A 10,395-nucleotide genomic window follows, 5' to 3' on the forward strand; every position below is an offset into this window, starting at 1 on the left:
ATGACAGCTTCCACCGAAACCGGTCACCCGAACGTGCTTGCCAAGGCGGTACGGGAAGGACTGTTTGCCGGCGTCATCGCCTTTTTCATGTTCCTGCTGTTTGTCGGCATCGAGACCTATCAGGACATCAACAACGCGCTCGTCTGGCGCACCCGCTGGGGTCTGCTGGCGATCTTCGTGGCTGTTGCTGCGGTCGGCCGCTTCCTGACGGTCGGCTTCATCAAGCCGCATGTCGACCGTCGCAAGCTCGCCAAGGCAAAGAGTGGAGTTCTCGAGATTTCCGAGAACAAGAGCTTCTTCCACAGGCATTTCCTCAAAATCGCGCTGGTTTTCCTGCTGGTCTATCCCTTCCTGTCGCTGCTGATCGTCGGCAAGCAGGGCTCGCTGAAATATGTCGACAATTTCGGCATCCAGATCCTCATCTACGTAATGCTCGCCTGGGGCCTGAACATCGTCGTCGGCCTCGCCGGACTGCTCGACCTCGGTTATGTCGCCTTCTATGCGGTCGGCGCCTATTCCTATGCGCTGCTGTCCTCCTATTTCGGCCTGTCCTTCTGGCTGCTCTTGCCGATGTCGGGCATTCTTGCAGCACTCTGGGGGATCATTCTCGGCTTTCCGGTTCTGAGGCTGAGGGGCGACTATCTCGCCATCGTGACGCTCGCCTTCGGTGAAATCATCCGCCTTGTGCTGATCAACTGGACCGACGTGACCAAGGGAACATTCGGGATTTCGGGTATCGCCAAGGCTTCGTTCTTCGGCATCTGGTCCTTCGATACCGGCAGCGCGAACAGTTTCGTCAAGGCCTGGGGCCTGTCGGCTTCCTCGGTCTATTACAAGATATTCCTGTTCTACATCATCCTGGCGCTCTGCATGCTCACCGCCTACGTCACCATCCGGCTTCGGCGCATGCCGATCGGCCGGGCCTGGGAAGCGTTGCGCGAGGACGAGATCGCCTGCCGTTCGCTCGGCATCAATACCGTCACCACCAAGCTGACCGCCTTTGCGACCGGCGCGATGTTCGGAGGGGTGGCTGGCTCCTTCTTCGCCACCCGCCAGGGCTTCGTGTCGCCGGAAAGCTTCGTCTTCCTGGAATCGGCCGTGATCCTGGCAATCGTCGTTCTCGGCGGCATGGGCTCGCTGACCGGCATTGCCATCGCCGCGGTGGTGATGGTGGGCGGTACCGAAGTGCTGCGCGAAATGTCCTTCCTCAAGGCCGTGTTTGGACCGGACTTCACCCCTGAACTCTACCGCATGCTGCTTTTCGGTCTGGCGATGATCATCGTCATGCTGTTCAAGCCGCGCGGCTTCGTCGGATCGCGAGAACCGACGGCCTTCCTCAAGGAGCGCCGGGCGGTTTCAGGAAGCTTTACCAAGGAGGGCCACGGCTGATGGCTCCCGGAACGACGACTATGACGAGTGGCATTGCTGGCGATACGATCCTCAAGGTCGAGCATCTGTCGATGAAGTTCGGCGGCCTGATGGCCATCAACGATCTGTCGCTGGAAGTGCGGCGCGGCGAGATCACCGCGCTGATCGGCCCGAACGGCGCCGGCAAGACGACGGTGTTCAACTGCATCACCGGCTTCTACAAACCGACCATGGGCATGCTCACCCTGCAGCGCAGGGACGGCAAGGAATACCTGCTGGAACGCCTGCGCGACTTCGAGATCCCCAAACTGGCCGGCGTCGCCCGCACGTTCCAGAACATCCGCCTGTTCTCGGGCCTCACGGTACTCGAAAACCTGCTGGTCGCGCAGCACAATGCTTTGATGAAGGCATCGGGCTACACGATCCTGGGGCTTCTCGGCCTGCCGGCCTATAGCAGGGCCGTCGATGCCTCGATCGAAAAGGCGAAGTACTGGCTCGACAAGGCCGATCTGACCGATCGCGCCGACGATCCCGCCGGCGATCTTCCCTATGGCGCCCAGCGGCGGCTGGAAATCGCTCGTGCGATGTGCACCAATCCGGAACTGCTGTGCCTCGACGAGCCGGCGGCCGGCCTCAACCCGCGCGAATCGGCGGCTCTAAACACGCTCCTGCATCAGATCCGTGACGAGGGCGCTTCGATCCTGCTGATCGAGCACGACATGTCGGTGGTCATGGAGATTTCCGACCATGTCGTGGTGCTGGAATATGGGCAGAAGATTTCCGACGGCTCGCCGGACCATGTGAAGAACGACCCACGAGTGATCGCCGCGTATCTCGGCGTCGAGGATGACGAGGTGGAAGAGGTGATTGCGGTAGAACTCGAGGGGGGCAATCACTGATGGCGGCCGAGAACCTTCTGAAAGTCGAGGCTGTCGAGACTTATTACGGCAATATCCGTGCACTCGCAGGCGTCGATGTCGAAGTCAACAAGGGCGAGATCGTCAGCCTTATCGGTGCCAACGGTGCCGGCAAGTCGACGCTGATGATGACCATCTGCGGCAGCCCGCAGGCCCGAGCCGGCTCGATCATCTTCGACGGCGAGGACATCACCAAGCTGCCGACGCATTTGATCGCGCGCCGCCGCATCGCCCAGTCTCCCGAAGGCCGGCGGATCTTTCCGCGCATGACCGTCTACGAGAACCTGCAGATGGGGGCCGGCCTCGACAACCTCAAATATTTCAACGAGGACGTCGAGAAGATCTTCACGCTCTTCCCGCGCCTCAAGGAACGCCAGAGCCAGCGCGGAGGGACGCTTTCGGGCGGTGAACAGCAGATGCTGTCGATCGGGCGCGCGCTGATGGCCCGGCCGAAGCTGCTCCTGCTCGACGAACCTTCGCTGGGCCTGGCACCGCTGATCGTCAAGGGCATTTTCGAGGCGATCAAGAAGCTGAACCAGGAAGAGGGCCTGACCGTCTTCCTCGTCGAGCAGAACGCGTTCGCGGCTTTGAAGCTCTCCGACCGCGGTTATGTGATGGTCAACGGCAAGGTGACGATGAGCGGTTCCGGAAAAGAACTTCTCGCCAATCCGGAAGTGCGCGCCGCTTACCTTGAAGGTGGACGGCATTGATCGCAAAGGTTGTACTTTTGACGACCGGAGGAATTTAGGATGCAGGGACTGTTTTTCGAAAGCGACAGCGGCGTGCGTTACCTCTTGCGTTTCCTCGTGCTGATGATCGGTTTCTGGACTGCCTGGCGGTCGGGCAAGGCCGCCGCCGAGGGCTGGAACGGCTATCCGACGGTGGTGGTCTATACGCTGCTACTCGGCGTGGCGATGCGTTTTCTGCACTATGCGCTGTTCCAGGGGCCATTCATCAGCCCGTTCTACTACATCCTCGACGTGATCGTCCTGCTCGTCTTTTCGGGCGCCGGATTCCGCATTCGCCGGACACGCCAGATGGTGCAGAATTACTATTGGCTCTACGAGCCGACTTCGGCTTTCTCCTTCAAGAAGAAAGATTGACAGCCGCACTTTTCTGTCCTCAGATTAGCTCGGGTTGAAATCATAAGTAACCTAGAGTGGAACATTTCCGGCGCAGTGATGGTGGGTATTGCGTCCGGTCTCGAAAAATCAGCTCACCTAAAAAATTGGGAGTAACTCGATGAAGAAGTCTCTTCTTTCCGCGGTTGCGCTGACGGCCATGGTTGCCTTCAGCGGTAGCGCATGGGCCGACATCGTTATTGGCGTCGGCGGTCCGCTCACGGGTCCGAACGCGGCCTTCGGTGCGCAGCTCCAGAAGGGTGCCGAACAGGCAGCAGCCGACATCAATGCCGCCGGCGGCATCAACGGTGAAAAGATCAAGATCGTCCTCGGCGACGACGTCTCCGATCCGAAGCAGGGCATCTCGGTTGCCAACAAGTTTGCATCCGACGGCGTCAAGTACGTGGTTGGCCACTTCAACTCCGGCGTGTCCATTCCGGCTTCCAAGGAAGTCTATGCCGAAAACGGCATGCTGGAAATCACCCCGGCTGCGACCAACCCGGTCTTCACCGAGCGTGGCCTGTGGAACGTCTTCCGTACCTGCGGTCGTGACGACCAGCAGGGCGGCGTTGCCGGCGCTTACCTCGCCGACAAGTTCAAGGGCGCGAAGATCGCCATCATCGATGACAAGACGCCTTACGGTCAGGGCCTTGCCGAAGAGACCAAGAAGGCAATGAACGCCAAGGGCCTCAAGGAAGTCATCCGCGAAGGCGTCAACGTCGGCGACAAGGACTTCTCGGCTCTCATCTCCAAGATGAAGGAAGCTGGCGTCACGATCATCTACTGGGGCGGTCTCCACACCGAAGCCGGCCTGATCATCCGCCAGGCCAAGGACCAGGGCCTCAAGGCCACGCTCGTTTCGGGTGACGGTATCGTCTCCAACGAACTGGCTTCGATCGCCGGCGACGCCGTCGCAGGCACGCTCAACACCTTCGGCCCCGATCCGACGCTGAACCCGGCCAACAAGGACCTGGTTGCCAAGTTCAAGGCAGCCGGCTTCAACCCGGAAGCCTACACGCTGTATTCCTACGCAGCCGTGCAGGTCATCGCTGCCGGCATCAAGGCAACCGGCAAGGCCGACGACGCCGAAGCCGTTGCCAAGACGCTGCATGCAAAGGGTCCGTTCAAGACCGTTCTCGGCGATATTGCCTTCGACGCGAAGGGCGACCCGAAGATCCCGGGCTATATCATGTACGAATGGAAGAAGGGTCCGGACGGCAAGTACAGCTACTTCCCGCAGGGCTGAGCCGTTATCGGCCAAGCCGAATTTTAAAAGGGAGCCCGGTCAAAAGCCGGGCTTCTTTGCGTTTGCTTCAGAAGAAAAATTCTGGAGTGACGGAAGTCAATCAACCGGATCTCCTTCCGCGCGCGTCAGCGCATAAGTCACCGAATTTATATCTCGCTGAAGGTCATAAAGCTGGCAAGCCAGATCGGCGATCACTTCGGGTGTAACAGCGTTCAGGCTGACGGTCGTAGATTGCTTTCCTCGCCTGTACTCGACTGCTAGTGCCGATACATCGTACATGTCGCCGCTACCAGATATCCCGACCTCAATGGCGTCATGGATTGCTCGATGTCGTTGTGTCCTGAGAGTTTCAAATCGGGTTAGCGCATCTAAAGCCTGATCCCTTAACCCCGCATCAGCAATCATATGAATGCGAAGGCGGACGAAGGCCTCTGCTTTTTTGTCCCAGTTCCTAAGTTTCTGAGCTACATCCTCCAGCCGCATCTGGTGGGGAGAGCCTTCCGAAGGAATCTGTGAGCATAGTTCAATTAATTCGTTATCCGCATATGCGGCCTGCATCGCCAAATGCCCTAAAGGCTCGATAAATGGTTGGCGGAATTCGTCTACATTCGGTAAGCGCAAAACAGTCACTCCCTTTGTCGCTGCAATGACAGTTTAGACGATGGAGCGCTCTGCGTTCACATCTCATGCAGCACGTGCGCGGCCTTAACGGCGGCCGATGCGCGGTTTTCGACGCCGAGCTTCACATAGATCTGTTCCAGATGCTTGTTCACCGTGCGTGCCGAGAGGCCGAGGATGTCGCCGATGTCGCGGTTCGATTTGCCCTTGGCGATCCACAGCAGCACTTCGGATTCGCGCTGGGTCACCGGGAAATGCTGGCGCAGCACTTCGTCGTCGGGGCGTTTGTTGGCGGCCGTCAGGCGGAAAAGATGTTCGTCGGCGCCGATCGCGCCGAGGAAGGAGAACTGTAGGCTCGCCTGGCCGTTCTGGACGAGGGCGAAGGCGGCGTCGCGGGCAAAACCGGGCTTGTCACGCTCGGCCATCCAGGTGGAAATCCGGCGGGAAACGATGTCGAGCCCATCGTCGCTGTTGGTGGCCGCGTTGATCAGCCGTGTCGCCTGGGGGGTCGACCAGTGGATCGCTCCACTCGCCTTGACCGCCAGCAGATGGCGGCCGGCGGCGTCGAGCGCCACGCGGGCGCTCTGGGCCGAACGGGCATTGGAAAGGTGCACCCGGATGCGGGCGCGCAGTTCGTCGATATTGATCGGTTTGGTCAGATAGTCGACGCCGCCGGAATCGAGCGCGTTGACCACATGTTCGGTCTCGGTGAGGCCGGTCATGAAGATGACCGGTACTTGCGCAACGGCGCCATTGGTCTTCAGCTTGCGGCAGGTCTCGAAACCGTCCATGCCGGGCATCACCGCGTCGAGCAGGATGAGGTCCGGGGTGATGCGCTCGACGATGTTGAGCGCCGACTGGCCAGCGGTGGCGATCAGCACCGAAAAGCCGGATTTTTCGAGGGCCTCGGTGAGGAAGCCCAGGGTTTCGGGGCTGTCGTCCACGAGAAGGACGATATCGCGCGGCAGAGCAGTTTCAGCCATCACTCGTCCTTTCTGCCTCAAGTCGGCTCAGGAATTTCATATAACCGGCAAGGTCGAAGGCCTGCACGTAGGCGCCGAGTTCTTCCGTGAAGGGGCGGTGTTCCTCCTCCCGGGCGAGATCGGCGAGTTTCGCTTCGATACCGCGGACGTAGCCGATTTCGCCGAGCCGCAAAAGGTCCTGGACATGGTTCGTCCCCGGACTTTTGATCGGCTTTTTCGGGCCAACGACCGCCGGAACCACCGTTTCGTTCTCGTAGATCCAGACGAGGCCGAGATGGGCGGCGAGCTTGTCGGCAAGCCTGCGGATGTCGACCGGTTTGGCGATCGCGTCGTTATGGCCCTCGTCGCCGGAATGCGTCGCGATACCGTCGCCGATGTTGGCCGAGAGCATGACGATCGGGGCCACCTGGCCGATCTCGCGCAGCCGGGAGACGAGTTGCCAGCCGCTCATGCCGGGCATGGAGATGTCGACCAGGAACAGGTCCGGCGTCACGCCCTCGATCAGCGTCAGGCAGTCCGGCCCGCTATTGGCGGTCAGCACGACGAAATCCATCGGCACCAGCACCTCGCGCATCAGGTCACGATGGTCCTCGTTGTCGTCGACGATCACGATTGTGCGGCGCGGGCCGGTATAGGAGACGATCTTCTTTTCCGCCGCCGGTGTCGTGTTGGGCCGCTCGATGGCGGACAGCATCAGTCGCACCTTGAAGATCGAGCCTTCGCCCCTGGTGCTGGCGACCGCGATCTCGCCGCCGAGCGTATTGGTCAGCAACTGGGTGATGGTGAGGCCGAGACCGAGGCCGGGCATCGGCCTGATGCTTTCCGCCTCGCCGCGCTGGAAGGGTTCGTAGATGCGGCCGAGATCCTTTTCCGCAATGCCCCGGCCGGTATCGGAGACGGTGAAGGTAGCGACCTGGCTGCGATAGGCGATGTCGAATTTCACCGTGCCTTCGTCGGTAAACTTGATCGCGTTCGAGAGAAGATTGACGAGGATCTGGCGCAGCCGCTTCTCGTCGGTGCGGACATATTGCGGCAGGGCGCGGGCGCGCTCGTGCTCGAAGGCTAGGCCCTTGGCCTGTGCCTGCAGGCCGAACATCTCGACGATCTGGTCGAGAAAATCCTGGATGTTGATCTCGTTGGAATAGACCTGCAGCCGGCCCGCCTCGATCTTGGAAATGTCGAGCAGCCCGTCGATCAGGCCAGACAGATGGTCGGCGGAGCGCTTGATGACCTTGATTGCCGACTGGCGCGGGGCGGGGATGGTCTCGTCGCGCTCGAGGATCTGGGCGTAACCGAGCACGGCGTTGAGCGGTGTGCGCAGCTCGTGGGAAAGGCCGACGACATAGCGGCTCTTGGCGCGATTGGCGGCCTCGGCGGTTTCCTTGGCGTCTTGAAGTGCCGCGTCGGTCTTCTTGTGGGCGGCGATTTCCTTGAGGAGCAGCGTGTTCTGGCGGGAAGATTCCTCTTCCGCCACCACCCGGCTGTCATGGGCGAGCACATAGAACCAGGAAACGATGCCGGCGATGATCGCGAAGACGAAAAAGACGATCAGCACCGTGCCATAGATGACCTCGGCGTTGACAGGGGTTGCATGGCTGACCTGGTAGGCGATCATGCCGAGGATCGCGCCGATCATCGAGATCGAAAATACCGCCGTGGTGGCATAACGCCCGAGGCGCGTCGTCAGCCGGGTGATGACGCTTTCCGGCAGGAAGGAGCGAGCGACCGCGCCAACCTGGGTGTTCAGCCGCGCATGCGGCTTGCACATGTCGTGGCAGCGGCTGTCGAGCGAGCAGCAGAGCGAGCAGATCGGTGCAGCATAAGCTGGACACCAGGCCATGTCCTCATGCTCGAACGGATGTTCGCAGATGGAACAGGTGATCGAGCCGACCGTCTTCCAGCTCTGGCGCGGTTTTCGGGCGAGGTAAAATTTGCCCTTGGTCGCAAAGGCGAGCGCCGGCGAAATCAGGAAGGCGATCAGCGTCACATAGGTGGCGAGCGAGGTCATCAACGGGCCGAACAGGCCGAAATGGGCGGCGAGCGCTATCGCCGCCGAGCCGAACATCGAGCCCAAGCCCACCGGGTTGATATCGTAGAGATGGGCGCGCTTGAACTCGATACCTTCGGGCGACAGGCCGAGCGGCTTGTTGATGATGAGATCGGCCGAGATGGTGCAGAGCCAGGCCATGGCGATGATCGAGAAGATGCCGAGCGTCGCTTCGAGCAGCCGGTAGATGCCGAGCTCCATCAAAAGCAGCGCGATCACCACGTTGAACACCAGCCAGACGACACGGCCTGGATGGCTGTGGGTGAGGCGCGAGAAGAAGTTCGACCAGGCGAGCGAGCCCGCATAGGCGTTCATCACGTTGATCTTCAACTGCGAGACGACCACGAAGGCTGCCATCAGCAGCAGCGCGGCCGTATCGTTGGGGATCATGTAGCCGAAGGCGGCGAAATACATATGCGCCGGGTCTGCCGCCTCGCGGATCGGCACGGCGGTCGAGAGCGTCAGGACAGCGAGGAACGAGCCCGCCAGGAGCTTCGGCACGCCGACCACCACCCAGCCGGGGCCGGCGAGGAAGACGGCGAACCGGTGACGCCACTTGTCGAGGCCCTCCGGCGGCAGAAAGCGCAGGAAGTCGACCTGCTCGCCGATCTGCGGCATCAAAGCGAGGATGACTGCGGAGGCCGCGCCGAACTCGACCAGGTTGAACGGGGCTGGTCCGCCGACCTGAGCGTTCGAATGGCCGATGCCGGCAAAGGCACGCCAGAGATCGAACTTCTGCCAGTCCATGAAGGCGATGAACACGAAGGGCAGGATGTTCAGTACGATCCAGAACGGCTGGGTGATCAGCTGGAAGCGGGAAATCAGCTGCACGCCGTAGATGACCAGCGGGATCACCACCACGGCGCTGATGATGTAGCCGATCCAGGGCGGAATGCCGAAGGCGAGATCCAGCGCGCCGGTCATGATCGACGCCTCGATCGCAAACAGCATGAACGTGAAGCTCGCATAGATCAGCGAGGTGATGGTCGAGCCGATATACCCGAAGCTGGCGCCACGGGTCAGGAGGTCGATATCGACGCCGTGGCGGATCGCATAACGGCTGATCGGCCAGCCGATCGCCAGCATGGCGATGGCGGCTGCGACGATCGCGAAAATTGCGTTGGTGGTGCCGTAGGAGAGGGTGATCGTGCCGCCGATCGCCTCCAGCGCCAGGAAGGAGATGGCGCCGATGGCGGTCTGGGAAATGCGGCTGGAGGAAAACCGGCGGGCACTCTTGGCGGTGAAACGGAGGGCGTAGTCCTCCAGCGTCTGGTTGGCGACCCAACGATTGTATTCACGCCGAACGGGAATGATGCGTTGCCGCGCTGCCATGCCTAATTTCTAGCACCTTTTGAGGAGAGACCGTCAATTGTGCACTTTCGGCTGAGGCGCGGCGTTTTGCAAGCAAAGTATGATGCGGTGCGGTAAATCCCCACCGCATCCTGGAAGCCGGTCACATGGTGCGGGTTGGGCGCACCACAATCTCATTTGTATCCACGTCTTCAGGCTGGTCGATGACATGCAGGACAGCGCGGCCGATCGCATCGGGCGTCAGGGCGACGCTGCGATAGGTCTTCATCGCATCCGCCGCGACCGGATCGGTGATCGTGCCGGCAAGCTCGGATTCCACCACGCCCGGATAGACGCAGGTGACGCGGATCTTGTCGTTCTCCTGGCGCAGTCCGTCGGAGATCGCCCGCACCGCGTATTTGGTGGCGCAATAGACCGCTGCTGTCGGCACCACGCCGAGGCCGCCGATCGACGAAATGTTGATGATCTGGCCGTATCCCTGGCCGTTCATGATCGGCAGAACCGAAGCGATGCCGTAGAGCACGCCGCGGATGTTGACGTCGATCATCCGGTCCCATTCCTCGACCTTCAGCGACGACATCAGCGACAGCGGCATCAGGCCGGCATTGTTAACGAGGACGTCGATGCGGCCGAATTCGGCAAGTGCGAATTCCGCGAAGGCCTGGAATTCGTGGCGATCAGTGACGTCGAGCCGGCGGATGCGGACGGTGCCGCCGGCTGCGGCGATCTCTTCGGCCAATGCTTCCAGCCGGTCGGTGCGGCGAGCGCCGAGCACGACCTTGGC

9 protein-coding genes are annotated in these 10,395 nt (G+C 60.9%); 5 read left to right on the plus strand and 4 right to left on the minus strand.

The window, feature by feature from the left end; all coding sequences use genetic code 11:
• The 5 genes from livM (at position 1) to MOV61_RS15635 (ending at position 4,652) form a co-directional block, all read left to right on the plus strand.
• On the plus strand, positions 1-1,389 hold the full coding sequence (gene livM, locus MOV61_RS15615; protein WP_247038014.1) for a high-affinity branched-chain amino acid ABC transporter permease LivM: 1,389 nt from the start codon (positions 1-3) through the stop codon (positions 1,387-1,389).
• Positions 1,389-2,267: an ABC transporter ATP-binding protein gene (locus MOV61_RS15620; protein ID WP_247038012.1), complete on the plus strand. Its 879-nt coding sequence runs from the start codon at positions 1,389-1,391 to the stop codon at positions 2,265-2,267. Before livM ends, MOV61_RS15620 begins: the two co-directional genes overlap by 1 nt.
• Positions 2,267-2,995: an ABC transporter ATP-binding protein gene (locus MOV61_RS15625; RefSeq protein ID WP_038544597.1), complete on the plus strand. Its 729-nt coding sequence runs from the start codon at positions 2,267-2,269 to the stop codon at positions 2,993-2,995. Before MOV61_RS15620 ends, MOV61_RS15625 begins: the two co-directional genes overlap by 1 nt.
• Before the next feature lie 39 nt (positions 2,996-3,034).
• Positions 3,035-3,388: a DUF6867 family protein gene (locus tag MOV61_RS15630; protein WP_247137234.1), complete on the plus strand. Its 354-nt coding sequence runs from the start codon at positions 3,035-3,037 to the stop codon at positions 3,386-3,388.
• A 139-nt stretch (positions 3,389-3,527) separates the two neighbouring features.
• Positions 3,528-4,652 carry a branched-chain amino acid ABC transporter substrate-binding protein gene (locus MOV61_RS15635; protein WP_247137235.1) on the plus strand — a complete coding sequence of 375 codons (1,125 nt, stop codon included), beginning with the start codon at positions 3,528-3,530 and terminating at the stop codon, positions 4,650-4,652.
• 96 nt (positions 4,653-4,748) lie between these two features.
• On the opposite strand, the gene MOV61_RS15640 is transcribed toward MOV61_RS15635, so the two are convergent.
• From MOV61_RS15640 to MOV61_RS15655, 4 genes are all read right to left on the minus strand, one after another.
• Entirely contained in the window at positions 4,749-5,273 is a 525-nt protein-coding gene (locus MOV61_RS15640; RefSeq protein ID WP_247137236.1) for a hypothetical protein, read from the minus strand.
• A gap of 56 nt (positions 5,274-5,329) precedes the next feature.
• A complete protein-coding gene (locus tag MOV61_RS15645; protein ID WP_247137237.1) occupies positions 5,330-6,253 on the minus strand; it encodes a response regulator transcription factor in 924 nt (307 codons plus the stop codon).
• Positions 6,246-9,632 carry an ATP-binding protein gene (locus tag MOV61_RS15650; RefSeq protein ID WP_247137238.1) on the minus strand — a complete coding sequence of 1,129 codons (3,387 nt, stop codon included), beginning with the start codon at positions 9,630-9,632 and terminating at the stop codon, positions 6,246-6,248. The genes MOV61_RS15645 and MOV61_RS15650 overlap by 8 nt, the downstream gene beginning before the upstream one ends.
• A 121-nt stretch (positions 9,633-9,753) precedes the next feature.
• Positions 9,754-10,395: SDR family oxidoreductase (locus tag MOV61_RS15655; protein ID WP_247137239.1), on the minus strand; the 642-nt coding region annotated here is incomplete at its 5' end.

The organism is Neorhizobium sp. BETTINA12A (assembly GCF_023006485.1).
GTDB lineage: Bacteria > Pseudomonadota > Alphaproteobacteria > Rhizobiales > Rhizobiaceae > Neorhizobium.